Source organism: Streptomyces sp. SAS_270, assembly GCF_052543295.1.
Genome location: NZ_JBMNDS010000029.1, coordinates 48,036 through 70,094, shown reverse-complemented (window position 1 = coordinate 70,094; position 22,059 = coordinate 48,036). Strand labels below are relative to the sequence as shown.

Here is a 22,059-nt window from a genome sequence, read left to right as displayed (position 1 = left end):
GGACCCGGTGGGGAGGTCGGGTCCTCCGTCTCTGGGTGGCCCGTGCGGGGGAGCACGGGCCACCCAGAGATACGGAGACAGGCGTTGCGCCGTTCAACTCATGTGAAAGAAGTGTGACGTCACGCGTCGAACGAGTGGACCGTCGTCGTGCGGTACTTCTGGCCCGGCCGCAGCAGGGTCGACGCGAAGTTCGGGTGGTTCGGCGCGTCCGGGAAGTGCTGCGTCTCCAGGCAGAGGGCGTCGCCCTGGCGGTAGGTGCGGCCGCCGGTGCCGGTGAGGGTGCCGTCGAGGAAGTTGCCGGAGTAGAACTGCAGGCCCGGCTGGTCGGTGGAGATCCGCAGGGTGCGACCGGAGTGCGGCTCGCGCAGGGTCGCTACGTGCTCGGGCCTGGCGGTGATGCCCTTGTCGAGCGCCCAGTTGTGGTCGTAGCCCTTGGCCTGCACCTGCTGGACGTGGCCGTCGCGGATGTCGCGGCCGATCGCCTTGGTCTTGCGGAAGTCGAAGGGCGTGCCGTGCACCGTCGCCAGTTCGCCCGTGGGGATAAGGCCCGAGTCGGTGGGCGTGTAGCGGCCGGCGGCGATCGTGAGCTCGTGGTTCTCGATCGTGCCGCTGCCCTCGCCGGCGAGGTTCCAGTAGACGTGGCTGGTGAGGTTGACGACGGTGGCCTTGGTGGTCGTGGCCTCGTAGTCGATGCGCCAGTCGCCCTGCTTGGTGAGGGTGTACGTGACCTTCACCTTGAGGGTGCCGGGGTAGCCCATCTCGCCGTCGACGCTGGTGTAGTACAGGTGCAGGCCGACGTCGGAGCCCTTGGTGAACGGCTCGACGTCCCACACGCGCTTGTCGAAGCCCTTGGCGCCGCCGTGCAGGCTGTTCACGCCGTCGTTGACGTCGACCTGGTAGGCCTTGCCGTCGATGCTGAACTGGCCCTTGGCTATGCGGTTGCCGTAGCGGCCGATCAGGGCGCCGAAGTACGGCGTCTTGGCGACGTAGTCCTCGATGTTGTCGAAGCCGAGGGAGACGTTGGTGTAGCGGCCGTGCCGGTCGGGGATCTCCAGGGACTGGACGATGCCGCCCCAGGAGAGGACCTTCAGGCGGGTGCCGCCGTTCTCCAGGGCCCAGCTGTAGATCTTCGTGCCATCGGCGAGCTTGCCGAACAGCGACTTCACCGGCTTCCCGCCTCCCGGGGCTGCTTGTGCGGTGCCCGTGCCGAGGGTGGTCGCGGCGATGCCCGCAGCCGCGGCGCCCGCGATTACTGTGCGTCTGTTCAGTTCCATGTGCGGCTCCTCGTGAATGATGGGGAATTCCCCTTCCCCGACATGTGCGATGCGTAGCCGTGCAGTGTCTTTCTGTTGTTCCTGTGGGAGCCGGTTCGGGCTGGACCGCAGCCCTTGTGCTGGAAGCCCGCCGCCTTCGGGGGCGAGCGGAGTCACGTGTGCGGCTCCCGTAAGGGCAAGCACAGTCCGCAAAGGACATCGGGCCCCGCCAGTTGGCGGGGCCCCAGTCGTTTACGAACCTGACTTGCGCTTGTTCCACACGTCGAACCCGACCGCGGCCAGCAGGGCGAGGCCCTTGATGACCTGCTGCCAGTCGGTGCCGACGCTGAGGAGGTTCATGCCGTTGTTCAGCACGCCGAGGACGAGACCGCCGATGATGGCGCCGAGGACGGTGCCGACACCGCCGCTCATGGAGGCTCCACCGATGAACGACGAGGCGATCGCCTCGAGTTCGAAGTTGAGGCCCGCCTTCGGCGAGGCCGCGTTCAGACGGGCGGCGACCACCATGCCCGCCAGGGCCGCGAGCACGCCCATGTTCAGGAAGACAAGGAAGGTGATCTTCTTGTCCTTGACGCCGGAAAGCTGCGCGGCCGGCAGGTTGCCGCCGATCGCGTAGATGTGACGGCCGAAGACGGCGTTGCGCATCACGTAGCCGTAGCCGACCACCAGCAGCGCGAGGATGATCAGGATGATCGGCGCGCCCTTGTAGCTGGCGAGCAGCATCGTGACCGTGAGGATCGCGGCGACGATGGCGACGAGCTTGAGCAGGAAGAGGTTCCTGGGCGCCACTTCGAGGGCGAACTCCTGCTGCCGCTTGCGGTCGCGGACCTCCTGGATGACCGAGAAGGCGATCAGCGCGAAGCCCAGCAGCAGCGTGAGGTTGTGGTAGTTGGTGTTCGGGCCGACCTCCGGCAGGAAGCCGTTGCCCATCTTCTGCAGGCCGTCCGGGAACGGGCCGAGCGTCTGACCCTTCAGGAGCATCTCCGTCAGACCGCGGAAGACCAGCATGCCCGCGAGGGTGACGATGAAGGAGGGTATGCCGAGGTAGGCGATCAGGAAGCCCTGTGCCGCGCCGCCCACCGCGCCGATGGCCAGACACAGCAGCAGCGCGAGGGGCCATGCCATGTCGTGCTGCACCATCAGCACGGCCGCGAAGGCGCCGGTGAACGCCGTGAGGGAGCCGACCGACAGGTCGATGTGTCCCGCGATGATCACCAGCATCATGCCGATCGCGAGGATCAGGATGTAGCTGTTCTGGAGCACCAGGTTGGAGACGTTGCGAGGCAGCAGCAGGTCGCCGCCGGTCCACACCTGGAACAGGACCACGATCAGACCGAGGGCGATCAGCATGCCGTACTGGCGCATGTTGCGGCGCAGGCCGTCCAGCACGAGCTGGAGCAGTCCGTCGCCGGAAGCGGACCCGCCGCTCTTGCCGGGCGGCGCGGCCGCCGGGCTCTTGGTCACATCGGTGCTCATCGCGTTACCTCTTTGTCCTTCGTCATCTGACGCATCAGCACTTCCTGCGTGGCCTCGGCGCGCGGGAACTCGCCCGTGAGCCGGCCGGCGGCCATGGTGTAGATGCGGTCGCACATGCCGAGCAGTTCGGGCAGCTCGGAGGAGATGAAGACGACCGCCTTGCCCTCGGCGGCCAGCCGGTCGATGACCGTGTAGATCTCGTACTTGGCACCGACGTCGATGCCGCGTGTCGGCTCGTCCAGGATCAGCACGTCAGGACCCGCGAAGATCCACTTGCTGAGGACGACCTTCTGCTGGTTGCCGCCGGAGAGCTTGCCGACCCGCTCGAACACGGTCGGGGCCTTGATGTTCATGGATTTGCGGAAGCCCTCGGCGACCTGCCGCTCCTCCTGCTCGTCGACGACGCCGCGCTTGGCCACCTTGCTCAGCGCGGTGAGCGAGATGTTGCGGTTGATCGTGTCGATGAGGTTGAGGCCGTAGTGCTTGCGGTCCTCCGTGACGTAGGCGATGCCGTGCTGGACCGCCTCCGCGACGGACTTCGTCCGGATCTCCTTGCCGTCCTTGAGGACCGTGCCGCCCGCGTACCGGCCGTAGGAGCGCCCGAAGACGTTCATCGCGAGCTCGGTGCGGCCGGCGCCCATCAGGCCCGCGATGCCGACGATCTCGCCGCGCCGCACCTGGATGGACACGTCGTCGACGACCTTGCGCTGGTGGTCGATCGGGTGGAGCACGGTCCAGTCGCGGATCTCCAGGGCCGGTGCCGCGCCCTTCTCCGGCTGGTGCGGGGTGCGCTCCGGGAAGCGGTGGTCGAGGTCGCGCCCGACCATGCCGCTGATGATCCGGTCCTCGGTCGTCTCCGCCGACTTCACGTCGAGGGTCTCGATGGAGTGCCCGTCGCGGATGATCGTCACCGAGTCGGCGACCTTGCGGATCTCGTTGAGCTTGTGGGAGATGATGATCGAGGTGATGCCCTGGTTCTTCAACTCCAGGATGAGATCCAGGAGTTTGTCGCTGTCCTCGTCGTTCAGTGCCGCTGTCGGCTCGTCGAGGATGAGGAGCTTGACCTTCTTCGACAGCGCCTTCGCGATCTCCACGAGCTGCTGCTTGCCCACGCCGATGTCGGCGACGCGGGTCTCCGGGTGGTCGCTCAGGCCCACCCGGCGCAGCAGCTCCGAGGCGTGTCCGAGGGTCTGCCTCCAGTCGATGAACCCGCCCTTGGCGTGCTCGTTGCCGAGGAAGATGTTCTCCGCGAGGGAGAGATACGGCGACAGCGCCAGTTCCTGGTGGATGATGACGATGCCGTGCTGCTCGCTCGCCCGGATGTCCTTGAAGGAGCAGATCTCTCCCTCGAAAAGGATGTCCCCTTCGTAGCTGCCGTGCGGATGGACGCCGGAGAGCACCTTCATCAAGGTGGACTTCCCGGCGCCGTTCTCACCGCAGATGGCGTGGACCTCGCCCTGACGGACGGTCAGTGAGACGTCCGACAGCGCTTTGACGCCGGGAAAGGTCTTGACGATCGAGCGCATTTCCAGGACGGGTCCCGCCATGGTCGTGCCTTCCAATCCGTGGAGTTCGACGGTTACTTGAGCTGGTCGGCCGTGTAGTAGCCGCCGTCGACGAGCTCCTTCTTGTAGTTCGACTTGTCGACGCTCACCGGCTGGAGCAGGTAGGCGGGGACGACCTTGGTGCCGTTGTTGTACGACTTGGTGTCGTTGATCTCGGGCTTCTTGCCGTTGAGCGAGGCGTCGACCATGTCCGTGGCGACCTGGGCGAGCTTGCGCAGGTCCTTGTAGACGGTCATCGACTGCTCACCGGCGATGATCGACTTCACCGAGGCCAGCTCGGCGTCCTGGCCGGAGATGACCGGAAGCGGCTTGGCCTTGGAGCCGTAGCCGTCCGACTTCAGCGCGGCGATGATGCCGATGGAGATGCCGTCGTAGGGCGAGAGGACCGCGTCGACCCGGCCGCTCGTGTACGTGGAGGTGAGCATGTCCTCCATGCGCTTCTGGGCGGTGGCGCCGTCCCAGCGCAGGGTGGTGACCTTGGTGAGTTCCTTCTGGCCGGACTTGACGACGAGCTTCTTGCTGTCGATGTACGGCTGGAGCACGCTCATCGCGCCGTTGAAGAAGTACTTGGTGTTGTTGTCGTCGTTGGAGCCGGCGAACAGCTCGATGTTGAAGGGGCCCTTGCCGCTCGCCACGCCCAGCTTGTCGACGAGGTACTGGGCCTGCAGCTTGCCGACCTTCTCGTTGTCGAAGGACGCGTAGTAGTCGACGTTCTTCGTGCCGAGGATCAGGCGGTCGTAGGAGATGACCGGGATGTGGGCGTCGGCCGCCTGCTGGAGCACGTTGTTCAGGGACTTGTTGTCGATGGCGGCGACGATCAGCGCCTTGACGCCCTGCGTGATCAGGTTTTCGATCTGCGAGACCTGCTGGTCGGGGTCGTCCTCGCCGAAGACCAGCTTGGTCTTGTAGCCCTTGGCCTTGAGGTCCTTCTCGACGTTGGCGCCGTCGGTGATCCAGCGCTCGGAGGACTTGGTCGGCATCGCGATGCCGATCGTGCCGCCCTTGGCGTCGCCCTTCTTCTCGTCACTGCCACCCTCGCCGGACTGGCCGCAGGCGGACAGCGTGAGGGCGAGAGAGGCGGCTCCGGCTATGGCGGTGAGGACAGCTCTGCGGTTACGCATGATCATCATCCTTGATGTGTGCAGGGCTCGGTCTGTGGGTGCGGAAGGGGCTCTGAAGACCGTGCGGAGAGAGACCGAGAAGGTGTGGTGTGTGGGATTGTGCGCGGCCGTGTGTTCTTTTGTGAAGGCGCGTTTCCGGAACGTTATGACGAGATATCGAAACGCTTCAGTTCACCCGGCAGCCGTGAGCCGAGCGGCGCCATGTCGCCGTCCGCTCCGTGCCGCGCGAGCAGGTCCAGTGCGAGCCGGCCGCGCCGCACTCTCTCCCGGGCCGTGGCCAGGGTGACGTCCCGCAGCTGGTGCCCGTAGGGGTAGATCGCGGGCGCCTTGGACAGGCCGAACTTCAGGTAGAGCGGTGCGCCGCGCCGGATCAGCTCGGCGACCTCGTACATCCGGACGTACCCGCCGAGGTCGTCAGGGGCCTCGATGTACATGTCCATGGGGGCGGCGGAAACCCGGCGTATCTCGGTGAGGTGATCGAGCGTCAGGTCGCTCGGCACGTTCAGCGAGTCGCCGCCGAGCTGCTCGTACACCGCGTACGCGGCCGGGTTGACCGGTCCGATCAGCGCGGACACCTTGAGCGTGGTGTCGGCCGGGATGATCCCGGCGACCCGCGCCCGGTGCAGCGTCCAGAGCACGCCCTCGTCGGCGACGAGCAGGCACTTGACGCCCAACTCCGTTGCTCGTACGGCGTCTTCGAGGCATCCGGCGACCGCGTCGTGGCCCCGGGCGCGCAGCCCGCCGCCCCGTGAGTCGGTGCGCACGGAGGCGCCTATGTCCCAGGTGCCGCGCGGGCCGGTGAACAGGCAGAGCTCGATGTCGCGCTCGGCGGTCGACTCGACCATCTCGGTGATCTCGGCGTCGGTCAGCATCCAGACGCCGCTGCCCTGGCTGATCCGGTGGATCGGCACATCGAGCCGCGAGGCCTCCTTGAGGACCGCGGCGAGCGCCTCGGGGCCCTCCACGGAGGGAACCTCGGTGCGCCAGCGGCCGCCTCCCGGGAAGGTGTGCGGCGAGGCGTCGGCGGGAGAGAGGGCGGGCGCGCCCAGGCCGAGCGCGGCGAGCGCCTGCTCGCCGGGTCGACGGGCTGCCGTGGGCGGGGCGTCGGTCACAAGCTGTCCTTCGCGTTCGATGAGAGAGCGTTCAGTGAGGTCTGTTCGGTATTTCGAACAGGGTTCGTGACGTGGAGCGTGCGCCGGTACGGAGCGTCAGGGTCCCCGTACCGGCGCACGGATCAGGGGTGCAGAAGGACTTTTCCGACCTTCGGGTCGCCGGACCCCACCAGCTCGATGGCCTGTGGGAACTCGGCGAGCGGCAGTTCGTGCGTGATCAGCGGCGACGGATCAAGCAGCCCGGCTCCGAAGACCCGCACCGTGTGCGCCCAGGCCGCCGGCGGCGCCCCGAACACGGTGTGCACCTCCAGCTGCCGTACGACGAGATCGGTGGGGTCCAGGCCCTCGGCGCCCGGCGCCGGGATGCCCGTCAGGACCAGGCGTCCGCCGCGCCTGAGCAGGGAGGCGGCGGTGCGCGCGGCGGACGCGGACCCGGCGGTCTCGATCACCACGTCGAAGTCGTCGGGCAGTTCCTGGTCCTTCGTGCGGAAGTCGGTGGCGCCGAAATCCTTCGACAGCGCGGCCCGGTCCGGGCGGGTGCCGACTACGAGCAGCTCGGCCGGCGAGCCCGCCTTCAGGAACTGCACCGCGAACATCCCGAGGGTGCCGGTGCCGACGACGGCGACCCGCTCACCGGGTACCGCGTTCGCCTTCAGCGCGGCGGCCGCGATACAGGCGGCAGGCTCCAGCAGGGCGGCGGCCGTCAGATCGGCGTCGTCCGGCAGGACATGGAGGAGGCGGGCCGGGAGCGTGAGGGTGGTGGCCATCGCGCCCGGCTGGGTGAAACCGGTTTCCTCGTACCCTGCCGTGCACAACGTTGTCTCGCCGGCGTGACAGCGGTCGCAGACCTGGCAGTTGCGGAAGCCCTCCCCGACGACCTTGCGGCCGACGAGCGAGGCGGGCACCGAGTCCCCTACCGCCTCCACCGTGCCGGACCACTCGTGGCCGGGGGTGAGGGGGTAGCGGACGTACCCGTCGGGCCGGTTGCCCTGGTAGACCTCGCGGTCGCTGCCGCAGATACCGACCGCGTGCACCCGGACCAGGGCCTCACCGGCCGCCGGCCGCACCCGCTCGTGCGGGACGATCCGGTGCTCGCCCGGCGCCTCGATGACGACGGCGGTGGGCGCCTTGTCGGTCGCGGTCACTGCGACCCCTTCGGCTTGCGCTGCTCCCAGCCGTCCGCCCAGAGGTCGAAGCGAGCCTGCTGCTGCGGGAACTCGGCGGCGGCGTCGACGTCGAGCTCGACACCGAGGCCGGGCGCGTCGGAGAGATGGAAGTAGCCGTCGACGACCTGGGGGGCGCCCTTCACGACCTTCTTGATGTCCGCGTCCGCGAAGTCGTTGAAGTGCTCAAGGATCTTGAAGTTCGGGGAGCTGAAGCCGACCTGGAGGGAGGCGGCGGTGAGGACCGGGCCACCTACGTTGTGCGGGGCCACCAGGACGTAGTGGGCCTCGGCGGTCGCGGCCAGCTTCCGCGTCTCCCAGATGCCGCCGATGTGGCCGACGTCGGGCTGGATGATGTCCACGGCCTGGCTCTCGAAGAGCTCGCGGAACTCGATGCGGTCGTGGATGCGCTCACCGGTGGCGACCGGGATGTCGACCTTGGCGGCGACCTTCTCCAGTGCCTTCAGGTTCTCCGGCGGGCACGGCTCCTCCAGCCACGCGGGCTTGAAGGGCGCGAGCTCGTTCGCGAGCCGGATGGCGGTGGCGGGGGAGAAGCGCCCGTGCATCTCCAGCATGAGCTCGGCGTCCGGACCGATGGCGTCCCGTACGGCCTCGATGAGCGAGACGGCGTAGAGGGTCTGCTCGTGGTCCAGCTCGAAGTGCCCGGTGCCGAAGGGGTCGATCTTGAGCGCCTTGTAACCGCGCTCCATCACTCCCTGGGCGGCCTTGTGATAGGCCTCCGGGGTCCGCTCGGTGGTGTACCAGCCGTTGGCGTATGCCTTGACCTTGTCGGTGACCTTGCCGCCGAGCAGCTGCCACACCGGTACGCCGAGGGCCTTGCCCTTGATGTCCCAGCAGGCCATCTCGATGACGGCGATGCCGGACATCACGATCTCGCCGGCCCGGCCGTAGTCGCCGTACTTCATCCGCTTGACGAGGTCCTCGACAGCGAACGGGTCCGAGCCGAGAATGTGATTGGCCTGCGCCTCTTGCAGATAGCCGATCAGTGCGTCGGTGTGCCCCAGCATCCGGGTCTCGCCGACTCCGGTGATGCCCTCGTCGGTGTGCACCTGGACGTACGTCAGGTTGCGCCAGGGCGTCCCGACTACGTGAGTGCTGATTCCGGTGATGCGCACGGCAATTGCCCCCTGTGCTCTTCGGTTCTGTTCGAAATTTCGTCACACGTTCGAAATGCTGGCGTGACAGTAAGGACGTGGCGGCGGGAGTGTCAATGGGGTGCGCGCATAACGGTTTGGACAGGGTGGGGCGGGGATGGCGGGGAATGGTCCGGGGTGTCCTCAACTCGGCATGCCGGAACAGGCAGTTCACTACAGAACCTTCACAGGAGTGCCTAGGAACGTTACCTGTGAGGAACTTAGTCTTCCGGCGTCATGGACTACTGCAACCCGTGCCGAAGGCACCTGAATGGCGCCCTCGTATGCCCGGGGTGCGGCACCTCCGTCGAAGAGCTCCGCGCGTACGAGGCCGAGCACGACGCGGGTACGGACACCGACGGGGCCGCGGAGCCGTACGAGAGCGACGACGGCGCCCCGGAACGCCCCGGGCGGGCCCGCAGCCGACGAGCCCGCGGGCCCGCCTCCGGGGCCAGCAGGCGCGACCGCAAGGCCGCCGCGCATCGGCGCCGGCGCCGCAAGATCCTGTTCGTGGGAGCCGGACTGCTGCTCGCCGCCGGTGGGCTGAGTCTCGCCGAGCTCGGGATCGAGGCGCCGGGATCCACTCCGCAGGCCGCGACCGCCGACGAGTCGACGGACGGTTCGGCTTCCTCGGCCGCGTCCGACGCGCCCGGGTCAGGCAAGGGCTCGGGTTCCGCTTCCGACTCCGGAACCGGTTCCCGTACGGCGTCCGGCTCGCCCGATCCCTCCGCCTCGCCGTCGGCCTCGGAGTCCGGCGACGACAAGACGGACAAGGACAAAGACAAAGACAAGGACAAGGGCGAAGACGGCAAGGCGACGGAGGGCCAGTCCTCCTCCACGGACCCGTCGCCCGGCGTCACCGCCGCGCCCCCCGCGCCGACGTCGGCCCCCGGAGCCACGGCCACTCCCGTTTCGGACCCCACCTCGGCGGCCCCCGCCCCGGCTCCGTCCCCCTCGGAGACGTGCAACCGGTTCCTGTGGTGGTGCACGTAGCGGGTGGACAGGTTCCATCCAGCCCCTCCGGCGTTTGAGGAGCGGGCGGGGGAGGGGCGGAGCCCCGGAACGCGGGACGGGTAGGGCGTAGAGGCGAAAGAACTCCCCTACGCCGAGAGCATCCGCTGGAGCAGGTCCCGCAGGGACAGCCGCTCCTCCCGGGAGAGCCCGGCCAACGGCTCGCGGGCGAAGCCCAGGGAGTCGCGCAGGCTCCCGGCCACCCGCACCCCCTCCTCCGTGGCGACCGCCAGCTTCACCCTCCGGTCGGAGGGATCCGCCTGCCGCTCCACCAGCCCCCGCGCCTCCAGCCGGTCCATGATCCCGGTGACATTGGACGGCTCGCACTTCAGCTTCTGCGCCAGCCGCCGCATGGGCAGCGGCTCCAGGGACAGCAGTCCGAGCAGCCGCGCCTGCGCCCCGGTCAGGGCATGCCGTCCGGCGGCCTCCTCGTACTCCTCGTGGTAGCGGGCCACGACCGTGCCGATGAGGCCGACGACCTCAAGAGTCAGTTCATCGGGGCGGCGGGTCTTCGGTGGTGTGGCCATGCTCTCCACGATACTCCGTTACTTGACATCATGAAATATTCAGGAGCATTGTTGTTTCAGGTACTGAAGTATTTGAGCCGCAGTGCACGAGGAAGGCGCACCCCATGTCCGACACCCCCACGCTCCCCACCACCGGCCGCGAATGGCACCTCGTCAGCCGCCCGGTCGGCGCCCCCAAGGCCGAGGACTTCGCCCTGGTCGAGGCGGAGGTCCGGCAGCCGGGTGAGGGCCAGGTCCTCGTACGCAACCTGTACGTCTCCGTCGACCCGTACATGCGCGGCCGCATGAGTGACGCCAAGTCCTACGTCGCCCCCTTCGAGCTGGGCAAGGCCATGCAGGGCGGCGCCGTCGGCGAGGTCGTCGTCTCGAACGCCGAGGGGATCGCCGTCGGCGACCACGTCCTGCACTTCCTCGGCTGGCGCGAGTACGCCGTCGTGGACGCGAAGCAGGCCGTCAAGGTCGACGCCGCCGCCGCGCCGCTGAGCACGTACCTCGGTGTCCTTGGCATGACGGGCCTCACGGCCTACGCCGGGCTCCTGCGCACCGCGTCCTTCAAGGAGGGCGACTCCGTCTTCGTGTCGGGTGCCGCCGGGGCGGTCGGCAGCCAGGTCGGCCAGATCGCCAAGCTCAAGGGCGCCTCGCGGGTCATCGGGTCCGCCGGCTCCGACGAGAAGGTCAAGCTGCTCGTCGAGGAGTACGGCTTCGACGCCGCCTTCAACTACAAGACCGGCTCGGTGGCCGAGCAGCTGCACGAGGCCGCCCCGGACGGCGTCGACGTCTACTTCGACAACGTCGGCGGTGACCACCTGGAGGCCGCCATCGGGGAGCTCAACCAGGACGGCCGGATCGCCGTCTGCGGCATGATCTCCGTCTACAACAACACCGAGCCCGCCCCCGGCCCGAAGAACCTGGCCCGTCTGATCGCGACCCGCGGCCGCATCCAGGGCTTCCTCGTCAGCGACAACTACGACATGCAGCCGCAGTTCATCCAGGAGGTCGGCGCCTGGGTCCGCTCCGGTGAGCTCAAGTACACCGAGACGGTCGTCGAGGGCATCGACAACAACCTGGAGGCGTTCTTCGGTGTCCTGCGAGGCGACAACACCGGAAAGATGATCGTCAAGCTCTGAGGACGGCCGACTGCCGGGGAGCCTGTCGCTGAACTTCCGGCATACGGTAACTTCTTTCCGAAGTCGTCGCGATCGTGGGCGCGAGTCGCGGCGGACCAAGGAGGAACGCACCGCATGAGCATCCAGCAGTCTGACGTCCTGTACACCGCCGTCGCCACCGCCGAGAACGGGCGCGACGGCCGGGTCGCCACCGACGACGGCAGGCTCGACGTCGTCGTCAACCCGCCGAAGGAGATGGGCGGCAGCGGCGCCGGCACCAACCCGGAGCAGCTCTTCGCCGCCGGATACAGCGCCTGCTTCCAGGGCGCCCTCGGCGTGGTCGCCCGCCAGGAGAACGCCGACGTCTCCGGCTCGACGGTCACCGCGCAGGTGGGCATCGGCAAGAACGGGGACGGGTTCGGGATCATCGTGGAGATATCCGCGGCGATCCCGAACGTCGACGCCGCCACCGCCAGGGCCCTCCTGGAGAAGGCCCACCAGGTGTGCCCGTACTCGAAGGCGATCCGCGGCAACATCACCGTGACGCTTGTCTGAGGTCGCTCGTTGCTTACGGCGGAGGCCGCACCCCAGGACGGGGGTGCGGCCTCTTCTGTGTGTGCGGTGCGTCGGGCGGGCGTCCGGTGCGTGGGGCGTGCGGTGCGTCAGGACGTCGTCAGCGCCGCCGTGTGCACCGCCTTCGCCAGCCGGCCGTTCTCCGGTGCCGCCCCGCCCGGGAAGGCGAACCGGCGCCGCGTGTAGCCGTAGGCGAGGCCGCTGCGGGGATCGGCGAAGCCCTGCGAGCCGCCCGCGCCGCTGTGCCCGATCGCCCCGGCGCCGAGGAACGGGTACCAGGTGTCGGCGGTCGCCTGGAAGCCCAGCGCGAACGACTTGTGCGAGCGGGCCACCACGTCGTAGCCGATGGAGTGGATCTGCCCGAAGGCGGCCACCGTGTCGGGCTTCAGCAGGGGCGCCCGCCCGTCGGCCCCGGTGGTGGCAGCCGCGTACATGCCGGCCAGCCCCCGCGCGGACGCGACCCCGCCGACGGACGCCGGGCCCAGTGCACGTACCGCGCGCGCGTTGGGCAGTGACTCGAGGTCGGTGGGCTCCGCCCCCTGACGGTTGAAGGCGATCGACGCCATCGTGTGCGGGCCGCCCGGGAGAGCGTCGAACACCGCCTGCTGCTCGGGCGTCGGGTCCATGGGGAGGACTGAGTGGAAGCGGCCCTCGTGCTCCTCGGGCAGGCCCAGGAAGAAGTCGAGTCCGTACGGGGCGCGGACCCGCTCCTCGTACACCTCCTGGAGGGAGCGGCCGGTCGTCCGCCGTACGACCTCGCCCGTCAGCGCGCCGATCACGAGCGCGTGATAGCCGAAGGCGGTGCCCGGCCGCCAGAACGGCCGCTGCCGCGCGAGCCGTTCGGCGATGAGCCGGTCGTCGGCGATCTCCTCGGCGGTGAACCCGTCGTCGGCACCGACGAGCCCCGCGCGATGGGCGATCAGCTCGCGCAGAGTCACCGCACCCTTGCCCTCGGCCGCGAACTCCGGCCAGTAGTGGGCGACTTCGCGGTCCAGGTCCAGCGTGCCGTCCTGTACGAGCAGCGCGACGACGAGATGGGCGGCGCCCTTGGAGGAGGAGTACACGCCGTAGAGCGTCTCGCCGTCGGTGTCCGGCCCCGCCCACAGGTCGACGACCCGCCGGCCGGCGACGTAGGCGCTCAACTGCCCGGCGTAGTCGGGACGTTCGCCCGCGACAACAGCGGCGAACTCCTCGCGCACCGCCTCGAAGCCCTCGGCGACGGTTCCCTGGACGGTGCTGCCGCTCTGCTGCGTCATCCGCGCTCCCTCTTGATCCGGTTCGGGTCACGGTCGACAACGCACTGCCCGCTTGCTGGAATTCCCCTTTGGGGAGAGGGCGTCGGCGTCACGGATGCCCGGAACGGTGCATCCCCGGCGGGTCGAACGGGGCATGCTGGACTCGGCGCCGGCGCGACGGAGGGCCGATGCCGTCAGGACGGCCGAGTGGCACCACGCGTGGCGAGGAGGGCCCATGTCCCCGATTCCGTCGCTTCCCGGCAGGCTGCCCAGCCGGGAGGAGGTCGCGCGCATGGCGCGCAGCACAACCGACATCACCGGCCAACTCCTGGACACGGCAGGGAACATCACCAAAATTGCCATCAACACCTTCGACCCGAGGGACGGATCGGGCGCCGAGGTCCTGCGTGTCCTGCGCCGCACCACGGCCGAACTCGCCGAGGCGAGCGCCTCCCCGCAGGCACAGGAGGCCTTCTACCGGATCGTGGACACGCTGACCCGGCTCGGCACGAGTGGCGCCCCGCTCGCGGTGCACCCCGTCAGCGAGCCCGCGCAGGCCCTGCTCACCGCGCTCGGTGACAGCCTGCTGCCGATCCTCGACGCCGTGGAACCCGCCGTCGAGGAGGCCGCCGACGCGCTCGGCGAACTCGTCGACGCGACCTCCCCGCTGCTGCCCGCCGCCGCGGGTGTCACCGCGGGCACGCTCCTCGCGCTCACCCCGGTGGTCCGCGCCGCCGCCGAGGTCCTGCGCGGTTCGACGCCCGAACTCCGCCGTATCGCCGACGCGTTGACGGCCGCGCTCGCCCCGCTGATGCCCCTCCAGGTGGCGCTGGCCGAGAGGGCCGCCGCCGCGGGCGCCGGTGTGGTCCGGGCGGCGCTGCCCCCGCTCGCCGACCTCACGGAGGCGGCCGCCGCCACCGTGAGCGCGACCGGCCCCGTCCTGATCGCCGCCGAGGAACTCCTCGTCTCCGGCCTGGAGCAGGTCCAGCCCCTCCTGCTCGCGGCAGCTTCCCGCGCGGGCCGCGTCGCCCGAGCGGCAGCGGTTCGCGTGGAGGCGGCGGTGTCGCCCGCGGCGGATCGGGGGGTGGTGGTGGCGGTGACCCCGGCGTAGCGATAGGAATCAGCCCCTCCGGCGTCCGAGGAGCGGGGGTGCGGGGGCGGAGCTGCGGAAGACGGGACGGGTGGGGGCGGAGGGGGCGAAAAACCCCACGTCAGCCCCACCGCGCGCCCCCGGTAAAGTTTCCCCCATGCGCGATCTCGGGGTGGGCTTCAGGTATTTGGTGCAGGGCCAGCGATGGGTGGCCCGGCACGGGAAGCAGTACGGCTTCGGTCTGCTCCCGGGCCTGATCACCCTCGTCCTGTACGCCGCCGCCCTGATCGCACTCGCCGTCTACGGCGAGGACTTCATCGCCTGGGCGACCCCGTTCGCGGACGACTGGTCCAGCCCCTGGCTGGGACTCTTCCGCGGCTTCCTCACGGCCGTACTCGTCGCCCTCGCCCTCCTCCTCGCCGTCCTCACCTTCACCGCGGTCACCCTGCTCGTCGGCCAGCCCTTCTACGAGTCCCTCTCGGAGAAGGTCGACCGTGACGTGTCCCCGGACGGCACGGCCCCCGAGTCGGGCCTGCCGCTCTGGCGGGAGCTGTTGATCTCGGCGCGCGACAGCCTGCGCATCGTGTTTCGGGCCGTTGTCTGGGGCGTACTCCTCTTCGCCCTCGGCTTCGTCCCGTTCGTCGGGCAGACCGTCATCCCGGTGATCGGGTTCTTCGTCACGGGCTTCTTCCTGACGGAGGAGCTGACGGCGGTTGCCCTCCAGCGCCGCAGCGTGCAACTCCGCGACCGCCTCACCCTGCTCCGCTCCCGCAAGACCCTGGTCTGGGGCTTCGGCGCCCCACTGGGCCTGGCCTTCCTGGTCCCGTTCGTCGCCGTGTTCCTGATGCCGGGCGCGGTCGCGGGCGCCACCCTGCTGGCCCGCGACCTGCTGGGCGAGGAGACGGAGAGCGGCGACGACGATGGCGACATGGACGACGCGGACGACGAGGACGGGACCGGGCGCAGGAACCGCGACGGCGATCAGGACACGGCCGCGACCCCCTGACCGGAGCCCGCCGCGTCCGCCGCGACCGTCAGGATCGCCCGCATCTGGGCGATGATGTCCAGCCGGTTCTGCACGAACTCGGGATCGGTGACCGCCCCGGTGGCCGGATCCGTGTTGCCCGTCCCGAACTGGAGCACCGGCGTGTGCACATGCCCGCCCGGCAGCGAGCCGTGCAGTCCGAGCCGGTCCCGCAGCAGGGTGGCGCGGTAGGCGATCTCGTTGGAGAGGTAGTTCCCGCCGCCCCCGGCCCGCGCCGTGGAGCCGGCGGTCGGACCGTCGGGTCGCACGACCGGGTCGGTGCCGCCCGCCGGGATCTCGGTCACGCTCGTGTTGTCGTACACGGGGAAGCGGCCGGTGCTCGCCGCGACGATCTCCTTGTACGGAAGCGTGGTCGTCGTCCACTGCGGCTGCGAGGCCGGGTCGGTGACCGGGACGGTCTCCGTGCGGGAGATGTTCTCGTTGTCGGGGAAACCGCCGCGCCAGGCGCCGTTGGTCCGCTCGACGTCGAAGTGGCCGATCCGGCCCTGACTCACGGTGGTGAACAGGTCGACCCGGGGGAGATGGTGCCGCAGGGTCCGCTCCACCGTCCCGTCCGCGAAGTCCTGCCAGCGGACGGGGAACACCGTCGTCTCGATGCGCGCCGGACCGTTCGCGGTCTCGATCGTCGTGCCGTCGAGGGCGAGGGCGGTGGCTCCGGACGGGTTGGAGATCCGGATGTCCCGGTCCAGGGTGAACGGGTCGAACCCGGTGACGAGAATCCGCTTCACGCCCTTGCCGTGCGGGACATGCTTCCCCCGGGGATAACGGATGGCCGTCCGGCCGCGCGAGTTCTGCTCCAACTCGTCCAGCAACTCGGCACGTTGGGTGTCGGTCAGCCCGAACGCCGGCTCCCACTGCCGCACTTCGCGGGTCATCCCCAGCCGCGCCCAGTACAGCGGCCGGTCGTCGTCACGGCTCAGGTCCCCGCCTGCGGGCCCGCGCCCCTGGGCCCGGTCCACGGCACGCCTCCACAGCCCGGAACCCTGTCGTACGACGACCCGCTCGGCCTGCGCGTACGAGTGGGACGCGGCGAGCGCCCGCGCGAACCCGGGGGCCACGGAATCGAATCCGGAACGGCGCAGGATCTCCTGGGGTGCGGCCTGGTCGAGCCGCTGCTCCTCGACGGTCGCCGAGGCTGTCTCGTCCGCGGTCGCGGTCCCCGGGGCGGTGAGTCCCGCCAGCAGGGCCAGGCCGAGTGCACTTATTCGAACGCGTAGGGAGCTCAAGGAGGATCAGGTCCTTCCGTCGCGCGTGGGGGAAGCCGAAGCTGTCGTCGCCGGACGACGGCAGTATCACGTGACGGACGGGGCGTACGCCATGCCCGGGACTCAGGTGGGGATCTTCGCCGCCGCCTCCCGGAGCGCCCCCAGGAACGCGGCGGCGGCCGGTGACAGCGACCGCCCCCGTGCCGTGGCCGCGTACACCGCCCGCGCCGGAGCGCCCTCGTCGTGCACCGGAAGCAGCACGATGTCGGACCGTACGGACTCCGCGGCCAGCGCCGGGACCAGGGTCACGCCGAGCCCGGCGGCGACGTACCCCTGCTTCGCGGTCCACTCGGCGACGACATGCGCGACGCGCGGCCGGAACCCGTGCCGCACGGCCGCGTCGAGGAGGGTGCCCTCGGGGCGGGGGCTGCCGGAAATCCAGTCGGCGTCGGCGAGTTGCGCCAGCCGCAGCGAGGGTGCGTCCGCGAGCGGATGGTCCGCGGGGACGGCGACGTACAGGGACTCGTCGAGGAGATGGTGCAGGGCGTACGCGTCGAGCGGGGCGCGGCCCGTGGTGGAGACGACCGCCAGGTCCAGGCCGCCCGCGCTCAACTGCTCCAGCAGGACGGGCGTGAGCCCCTCCCTGCGGGTGAGCCGCACCCCGGGGTGGCGGGCGCGGAACGCGGCGATGGCCCGGGGCACGAGGGCCGCGTCGGCCGTGGCGAACGCGCCGACCCGCAGCTGCCCGCCCGACACCTCGCGCAGCGCCGCGAGCTCGCGCCCCGCGCCGTGCAGCCGCTCCACCACCGCCTCGGCGTGCGGGACCAGTACCCGCCCGGCCTCTGTCAGCCGTACGCCCCGGGGCAGCCGGTCGAAGAGCGCCGCACCGCCGAGCGCCGACTCCAGCGAGGCGATCTGACGCGACACCGCGGACTGCGTCCAGCCCAGCGTCCGCGCGGCCACGGTGAACGACCCGAACCGGGCCACGTCCAGGAACACCCGCAGCCAGGCGGTGGAGAGGTCGGGTGCGGAGGCGGACGCTGCGCCCTGTACGACATGTGAATCCGGCATGGCAGCCATGCTAGACATTCGCTTGTCGCATCGCCCGGCCGTGCCTAACGTCGCCTGCATGGAAAAGATCGCCTTTCTCGGACTCGGCCACATGGGCGCCCCGATGGCCCGTCAACTCCTTGGCACAGGCCACCCGTTGACCGTCTGGAACCGCACGGCTGCGAAGGCGGAGCCCCTGATCGCCGGAGGCGCCACGCTCGCCGCTTCCCCCGCCGAGGCGGTGCGGGACGCGGACGTGGTCGTCACGATGCTGGCCGGACCGGCCGCGCTCGGCGCCGTGGCCGACGCGATCGTGCCCGAGCTCGGGCCGGGGACGTACTGGGTGGAGATGTCGACCGTCGGCCCGGACGCGGTCAAGGAGCTGGCCGCCCGGCTGAAGGACGGCGTGACCCTCGTCGACGCACCGGTCATGGGCAGCACGGACCGGGCAGCGGCCGGGGAGCTCGGCATCCTCGCGGGCGGCGAAACGGCCGCCGTCGCGCACGTGCTCGCCCGCTTCGGCACCGTCACCCGCACCGGGCCGCTCGGCTCCGGCGCCGCACTGAAACTCGTCGTCAACGCCTCCGTCCTGGGCGGGGTCGCCCTGGTGGCCGAGGCCCTGGTCCTCGCTCAGGCCCTCGGCATCGACGAGGACACCGCACGCACCGCCCTCGCCGGCAGCCCGCTCGGCGGCGCCGTGGGCCGGGCCTTCGCCGAAGGCGTGCACTTCGAGACCGCCCTCGCCGCGAAGGACATGGACCTCGCCACCGCGTCGGCCCGGCTCCCCGCCATGGAAGCGGTGTCGGCCCACTTCCGGCGCGCCGCCGACGACCCCGAGACCGCCCACGCCGACATCGCGCACGCCGTCACCCGCATCCGCGGCACGTCCTGACTCTCGTCCCTCCCTCCCGTCTCCCCCTCCCTCCCGTCTTCCCCTTTCCCTGAACACCGGCCTTCTGAGGACTCTCATGCGCGTCACCCTCGACAACCCGGCCTCCGCGCCGCAGCCGTTCAGCCCCTACTACTCCCAGGTCGCCCGCGTCGAACACGCCGACGGCAGCGCCCTGTTGTACCTCTCGGGCCAGATCGCCGAGGGCGCGGACCTCGCCGAACAGAGCCGGGGTGTCTTCGAGACCATCGACGCCCTGCTCAAGGCGCACGGCGCGACCCTCGCCGACATCTTCAGCATCCGCACCTACCTGACCGACATCACCGGGCTGAACGAGTACGGCGCCGTACGCCGGGAGTTCCTCACCGGCACTCCGCCGACCAGCATGACCTTCGAGGTCTCCCGCCTCTTCCGGCCGGAGGCGCTCGTCGAGATCGAAATCGTGGCGGCGGTGCCCGCGGCCGGGTGATACTGCCGCGCATGAAGGTCATGAAGGCAGCGAACCTGGGCGTCCTCTTCCTCATCGAACTCGGCGCCCTCGCGGCCGTCGGCTACTGGGGTTTCACCCGCGACGTCGCCACCCCGGTGTCCTGGCTCCTCGGCCTCGGCGCCCCGGCCGTACTGATCGCGCTGTGGTCCCAGTTCGGCTCGCAGAAGGCGAAGCACAAGACACGCGGCGCGGTCCGCGTCGGCTTCGAGCTGCTCTGGTTCGGGGCGGGCGTGGCCGCACTGGCCGTCGCCGGTGCCTATGGCTGGGCGATCGCCTTCGCCGCCGTCTGCGCCGTGAGCAAGGCGCTGGCCGTCACCTGGGACCAGTAGGAGTCGGAGCCGACTCCCGCTGACCCGCCGCCTTTTCCCGTGGATGTCGTTGCGCGTCGTGCGGGTTCCTCAAATAGTGGTCGCGGTCCCGAGTGCTTCGCAGGCCGTCGAGGCAGGATTGAGGCGTCCACGGACTTCAACGAGGAGGCACCGCGATGCAGGGAACCCCGGCCGACGAGGCACGCGAGGCGGTTGTCGAGGCGGCGCTCGGCAAGCTCGACCTGGACGCCAAGGCCCGGCTGCTGTCCGGCCAGGACGTGTGGTCCCTGCCCGCACTGCCGGAGATCGGCCTGAAGTCCCTGGTCATGTCCGACGGCCCGATCGGTGTCCGCGGCGTCCACTGGACCGCCGACGACCCGTCGATAGCACTGCCGTCCCCGACCGCGCTCGCCGCCACCTGGGATCCCGAACTCTCCCGCAGGGCAGGGGTGTTGCTGGCCCAGGAGGCCCGCCGCAAGGGCGTCCACGTCCTTCTCGCGCCCACCGTCAACCTGCACCGCTCGCCGCTCGGCGGCCGCCACTTCGAGGCCTACAGCGAGGACCCCTCCCTCACGGGCCGGATCGGTGCGGGCTATGTGAACGGCGTCCAGTCGGGCGGCGTGGGCACCACCGTCAAACACTTCGTCGCCAACGACGCCGAGACCGACCGCTTCACCGTGAACAACCTCGTGAGCGAACGCGCCCTGCGCGAGCTCTACTTGGTCCCCTTCGAGATCATCGTCGAGAACGCCCGCCCCTGGGGCATCATGACCGCCTACAACACGGTCAACGGCACGACGATGACCGAGCACCACCACCTCGTGAACGAGATCCTGCGCGAGGAGTGGGGCTTCGACGGCTTCAACGTCTCCGACTGGACGGCCGCCCGCTCCACCGTCGCCGCCGTCGAAGGCGGCCTCGACGTCGCCATGCCCGGCCCGGAGACCGTCTACGGCGCACCCCTGGCCCAGGCCGTACGGGACGGCCGCGTCGACGAGTCGAAGGTCGACGACGCCGTGCGCAACGTGCTCCGCCTCGCCGCCCGCGTCGGCATCCTGGCCGGCGCCGAACCCGTCGTCACCCAACCGCCCGCCACCGTCGACGGCGAGGCACTGGCCCGCGAGATCGCCCGCCGCTCCTTCGTCCTGGTCCGCAACGAGAACTCGGTGCTGCCCCTCGGGCAGGGCACCCTCGCCCTCATCGGAGCCGCCGCCCGCGACGCCCGCGTCCTCGGCGGCGGCTCCGCCACCGTCTTCCCGGCCCGGATCGTCTCGCCCCTCGACGGCCTCACCGCCGCCCTGCCCGCGGGCAGCGTGACATACGCCGTCGGCGCCGACCCGAACGAGGAACTCGCCGTCGCCGACAAGGGGTTCGCGCTGACCGCGGTCTGCCGGGACACCGACGGCACGGTCATCGGCACGGGCTCGGCGCCCAACGGCCAGCTCCAGTGGATGGGCGAGGACCTGCCCGAGGGAGTCACCCACGAGACCCTCCACACCGTCGAACTGACCGGCACCTTCACCCCGCGCGAGAGCGGCCCGCACACCTTCGGCATCAAGGGCCTGGGCGCGTTCACGCTCACCGTCGACGGCACGACGTACTACGACGACGTCCAGCGCACCGACAAGGAGGACCCCTTCGAGGCCTTCTTCGGCGCCCCCGTCGAGCGCGCCCGAGTGGACCTCACCGCAGGCGACACCTACGAGGTGGCACTGCGCCATGTCGTCGGCCGGCCCGGCGGCATCCCCCTGAAGGTCGTCGGCTTCGCGCTCGCCCACCAGGAACCGCAGCGCGACGCCGACGAACTGATCGCCGAGGCCGTCGAGTCGGCCCGCGCCGCCGACACCGCCGTCGTCGTGGTCGCCACCACCGAACGCGTCGAGTCCGAGGGCTTCGACCGCAGGAACCTGCAACTCCCGGGCCGACAGGACGACTTGGTCCGCGCCGTCGCCGCCGTCAACCCGAACACCGTCGTGGTCGTCAACTCCGGCTCCCCGGTGGAGCTTCCGTGGCGCGACGAGGTCGCCGCCGTACTGCTCGGCTGGTTCCCCGGCCAGGAGGGCGGCGCGGCCCTCGCCGACGTCCTCACCGGCTCCCACGAGCCAGGCGGCCGGCTGCCCACGACCTGGGGCTCCCTGGACGACGCCCCCGTCACCCAAGTGGTCCCGGCCGATGGCGAACTCCCCTACAGCGAGGGCGTGTTCATCGGCTACCGCGCCTGGGAGAAGGAGGGCAGGACCCCTTCGTACGCCTTCGGGCACGGCCTGGGCTACACCGACTGGACGTACGAGTCGATCGAGGTGGCCGGTACGACGGCCACGGTCCGGGTCCGCAACTCGGGTGAGCGCGCGGGACGCGAGGTGGTCCAGGTGTACGTGGCGCCCGTCGGGCAGGACGCCGAGCGCCCGCTCCGCGTGCTCGCCGGATTCGCCGCCGTGGAGGCCGCCCCCGGCGAGAGCGCCGAGGTCGTCGTCGAACTCTGGCGTTCCGCCTTCGAGATCTGGGACGAGAGCGCCAACTCGTGGACCCCTGTGCACGGTTCGTACGAGGTCCAGGCCGGGCGCTCGATCGCCGACCGCCGTGTGAGCGTGACCATCGAGGCGTAACACGACCTCCGAGGCACATGTGACAGACTCGCGGACTCACACACGACGGTTCGGGGGAA

General features: G+C 70.2%; 20 protein-coding genes. 9 read left to right on the top strand and 11 right to left on the bottom strand.

Annotation, left to right across the window (positions count from 1 at the left end):
- Positions 1-119: 119 nt before the first annotated feature.
- The 7 genes from ACN6LB_RS20955 to ACN6LB_RS20925 all read right to left on the bottom strand — a co-directional run bounded on the left by ACN6LB_RS20955 (position 120) and on the right by ACN6LB_RS20925 (position 8,847).
- Positions 120-1,274, bottom strand: a complete 1,155-nt coding sequence (locus ACN6LB_RS20955) for an aldose epimerase family protein (protein ID WP_356132841.1) — start codon at positions 1,272-1,274, stop codon at positions 120-122.
- Between the two features lie 231 nt (positions 1,275-1,505).
- The gene (gene mmsB, locus ACN6LB_RS20950; protein WP_445027246.1) at positions 1,506-2,750 is read right to left on the bottom strand and encodes a multiple monosaccharide ABC transporter permease; all 1,245 of its coding nucleotides are present in this window, start codon (positions 2,748-2,750) and stop codon (positions 1,506-1,508) included.
- Positions 2,747-4,297: a multiple monosaccharide ABC transporter ATP-binding protein gene (mmsA, locus tag ACN6LB_RS20945; protein WP_356132837.1), complete on the bottom strand. Its 1,551-nt coding sequence runs from the start codon at positions 4,295-4,297 to the stop codon at positions 2,747-2,749. Before mmsA ends, mmsB begins: the two co-directional genes overlap by 4 nt.
- Positions 4,298-4,329: 32 nt before the next feature.
- Complete coding sequence (chvE, locus tag ACN6LB_RS20940; RefSeq protein WP_445027245.1) at positions 4,330-5,436, bottom strand: multiple monosaccharide ABC transporter substrate-binding protein; 1,107 nt, start codon at positions 5,434-5,436, stop codon at positions 4,330-4,332.
- 143 nt (positions 5,437-5,579) lie between these two features.
- Positions 5,580-6,548 carry a hypothetical protein gene (locus tag ACN6LB_RS20935; protein WP_356132831.1) on the bottom strand — a complete coding sequence of 323 codons (969 nt, stop codon included), beginning with the start codon at positions 6,546-6,548 and terminating at the stop codon, positions 5,580-5,582.
- Between the two features lie 122 nt (positions 6,549-6,670).
- The gene (locus ACN6LB_RS20930) at positions 6,671-7,693 is read right to left on the bottom strand and encodes a zinc-dependent alcohol dehydrogenase (protein WP_356132829.1); all 1,023 of its coding nucleotides are present in this window, start codon (positions 7,691-7,693) and stop codon (positions 6,671-6,673) included.
- Complete coding sequence (locus ACN6LB_RS20925; protein WP_356132827.1) at positions 7,690-8,847, bottom strand: mandelate racemase/muconate lactonizing enzyme family protein; 1,158 nt, start codon at positions 8,845-8,847, stop codon at positions 7,690-7,692. Before ACN6LB_RS20925 ends, ACN6LB_RS20930 begins: the two co-directional genes overlap by 4 nt.
- A gap of 255 nt (positions 8,848-9,102) precedes the next feature.
- Between ACN6LB_RS20925 and ACN6LB_RS20920 the strand changes: the two genes are divergently transcribed.
- Complete coding sequence (locus tag ACN6LB_RS20920) at positions 9,103-9,858, top strand: SCO2400 family protein (RefSeq protein WP_445027244.1); 756 nt, start codon at positions 9,103-9,105, stop codon at positions 9,856-9,858.
- Positions 9,859-9,965: 107 nt separating this feature from the next.
- Here the strand turns inward: ACN6LB_RS20920 and ACN6LB_RS20915 are convergent, their stop codons facing one another.
- Positions 9,966-10,403 carry a MarR family winged helix-turn-helix transcriptional regulator gene (locus ACN6LB_RS20915; protein ID WP_356132823.1) on the bottom strand — a complete coding sequence of 146 codons (438 nt, stop codon included), beginning with the start codon at positions 10,401-10,403 and terminating at the stop codon, positions 9,966-9,968.
- Between the two features lie 104 nt (positions 10,404-10,507).
- Here ACN6LB_RS20915 and ACN6LB_RS20910 point away from each other — a divergent pair, with 104 nt between their 5' ends.
- Positions 10,508-11,530: an NADP-dependent oxidoreductase gene (locus ACN6LB_RS20910; RefSeq protein WP_356132821.1), complete on the top strand. Its 1,023-nt coding sequence runs from the start codon at positions 10,508-10,510 to the stop codon at positions 11,528-11,530.
- A gap of 114 nt (positions 11,531-11,644) precedes the next feature.
- Positions 11,645-12,064, top strand: a complete 420-nt coding sequence (locus tag ACN6LB_RS20905; protein WP_445027243.1) for an organic hydroperoxide resistance protein — start codon at positions 11,645-11,647, stop codon at positions 12,062-12,064.
- A 107-nt stretch (positions 12,065-12,171) separates the two neighbouring features.
- On the opposite strand, the gene ACN6LB_RS20900 is transcribed toward ACN6LB_RS20905, so the two are convergent.
- Positions 12,172-13,338, bottom strand: coding sequence for a serine hydrolase domain-containing protein (locus ACN6LB_RS20900; protein WP_445027242.1), 1,167 nt, complete (start codon positions 13,336-13,338; stop codon positions 12,172-12,174).
- Positions 13,339-13,552: 214 nt separating this feature from the next.
- Between ACN6LB_RS20900 and ACN6LB_RS20895 the strand changes: the two genes are divergently transcribed.
- On the top strand, positions 13,553-14,428 hold the full coding sequence (locus ACN6LB_RS20895; RefSeq protein ID WP_356132813.1) for a hypothetical protein: 876 nt from the start codon (positions 13,553-13,555) through the stop codon (positions 14,426-14,428).
- Between the two features lie 136 nt (positions 14,429-14,564).
- The gene (locus ACN6LB_RS20890; protein ID WP_445027241.1) at positions 14,565-15,413 is read left to right on the top strand and encodes an EI24 domain-containing protein; all 849 of its coding nucleotides are present in this window, start codon (positions 14,565-14,567) and stop codon (positions 15,411-15,413) included.
- Here ACN6LB_RS20890 and ACN6LB_RS20885 read toward each other — a convergent pair.
- The gene (locus ACN6LB_RS20885; RefSeq protein ID WP_445027240.1) at positions 15,389-16,678 is read right to left on the bottom strand and encodes a pyroglutamyl-peptidase I family protein; all 1,290 of its coding nucleotides are present in this window, start codon (positions 16,676-16,678) and stop codon (positions 15,389-15,391) included. The two genes, ACN6LB_RS20890 and ACN6LB_RS20885, sit on opposite strands and share 25 nt — an antisense overlap.
- A gap of 102 nt (positions 16,679-16,780) precedes the next feature.
- Positions 16,781-17,737, bottom strand: a complete 957-nt coding sequence (locus ACN6LB_RS20880; RefSeq protein WP_445027239.1) for a LysR family transcriptional regulator — start codon at positions 17,735-17,737, stop codon at positions 16,781-16,783.
- 49 nt (positions 17,738-17,786) lie between these two features.
- Between ACN6LB_RS20880 and ACN6LB_RS20875 the strand changes: the two genes are divergently transcribed.
- The 4 genes from ACN6LB_RS20875 to ACN6LB_RS20860 all read left to right on the top strand — a co-directional run bounded on the left by ACN6LB_RS20875 (position 17,787) and on the right by ACN6LB_RS20860 (position 22,000).
- On the top strand, positions 17,787-18,599 hold the full coding sequence (locus tag ACN6LB_RS20875; RefSeq protein WP_445027238.1) for an NAD(P)-dependent oxidoreductase: 813 nt from the start codon (positions 17,787-17,789) through the stop codon (positions 18,597-18,599).
- Between the two features lie 76 nt (positions 18,600-18,675).
- Positions 18,676-19,065, top strand: coding sequence for a RidA family protein (locus tag ACN6LB_RS20870; protein WP_445027237.1), 390 nt, complete (start codon positions 18,676-18,678; stop codon positions 19,063-19,065).
- A gap of 11 nt (positions 19,066-19,076) precedes the next feature.
- A complete protein-coding gene (locus tag ACN6LB_RS20865) occupies positions 19,077-19,415 on the top strand; it encodes a YrdB family protein (RefSeq protein WP_445027236.1) in 339 nt (112 codons plus the stop codon).
- Positions 19,416-19,570: 155 nt separating this feature from the next.
- Complete coding sequence (locus tag ACN6LB_RS20860; protein WP_445027235.1) at positions 19,571-22,000, top strand: glycoside hydrolase family 3 protein; 2,430 nt, start codon at positions 19,571-19,573, stop codon at positions 21,998-22,000.
- The last annotated feature ends 59 nt before the right edge of the window (positions 22,001-22,059 follow it).

Coding starts and splice junctions, on each gene's coding strand:
- ACN6LB_RS20955 (WP_356132841.1), bottom strand. CDS start 1,274: ATGGAACTGAACAGACGCACAGTAATCGCGGGCGCCGCGGCTGCGGGC.
- mmsB (WP_445027246.1), bottom strand. CDS start 2,750: ATGAGCACCGATGTGACCAAGAGCCCGGCGGCCGCGCCGCCCGGCAAG.
- mmsA (WP_356132837.1), bottom strand. CDS start 4,297: ATGGCGGGACCCGTCCTGGAAATGCGCTCGATCGTCAAGACCTTTCCC.
- chvE (WP_445027245.1), bottom strand. CDS start 5,436: ATGCGTAACCGCAGAGCTGTCCTCACCGCCATAGCCGGAGCCGCCTCT.
- ACN6LB_RS20920 (WP_445027244.1), top strand. CDS start 9,103: ATGGACTACTGCAACCCGTGCCGAAGGCACCTGAATGGCGCCCTCGTA.
- ACN6LB_RS20915 (WP_356132823.1), bottom strand. CDS start 10,403: ATGGCCACACCACCGAAGACCCGCCGCCCCGATGAACTGACTCTTGAG.
- ACN6LB_RS20910 (WP_356132821.1), top strand. CDS start 10,508: ATGTCCGACACCCCCACGCTCCCCACCACCGGCCGCGAATGGCACCTC.
- ACN6LB_RS20905 (WP_445027243.1), top strand. CDS start 11,645: ATGAGCATCCAGCAGTCTGACGTCCTGTACACCGCCGTCGCCACCGCC.
- ACN6LB_RS20900 (WP_445027242.1), bottom strand. CDS start 13,338: ATGACGCAGCAGAGCGGCAGCACCGTCCAGGGAACCGTCGCCGAGGGC.
- ACN6LB_RS20895 (WP_356132813.1), top strand. CDS start 13,553: ATGTCCCCGATTCCGTCGCTTCCCGGCAGGCTGCCCAGCCGGGAGGAG.
- ACN6LB_RS20890 (WP_445027241.1), top strand. CDS start 14,565: ATGCGCGATCTCGGGGTGGGCTTCAGGTATTTGGTGCAGGGCCAGCGA.
- ACN6LB_RS20880 (WP_445027239.1), bottom strand. CDS start 17,737: ATGGCTGCCATGCCGGATTCACATGTCGTACAGGGCGCAGCGTCCGCC.
- ACN6LB_RS20875 (WP_445027238.1), top strand. CDS start 17,787: ATGGAAAAGATCGCCTTTCTCGGACTCGGCCACATGGGCGCCCCGATG.
- ACN6LB_RS20870 (WP_445027237.1), top strand. CDS start 18,676: ATGCGCGTCACCCTCGACAACCCGGCCTCCGCGCCGCAGCCGTTCAGC.
- ACN6LB_RS20865 (WP_445027236.1), top strand. CDS start 19,077: ATGAAGGTCATGAAGGCAGCGAACCTGGGCGTCCTCTTCCTCATCGAA.
- ACN6LB_RS20860 (WP_445027235.1), top strand. CDS start 19,571: ATGCAGGGAACCCCGGCCGACGAGGCACGCGAGGCGGTTGTCGAGGCG.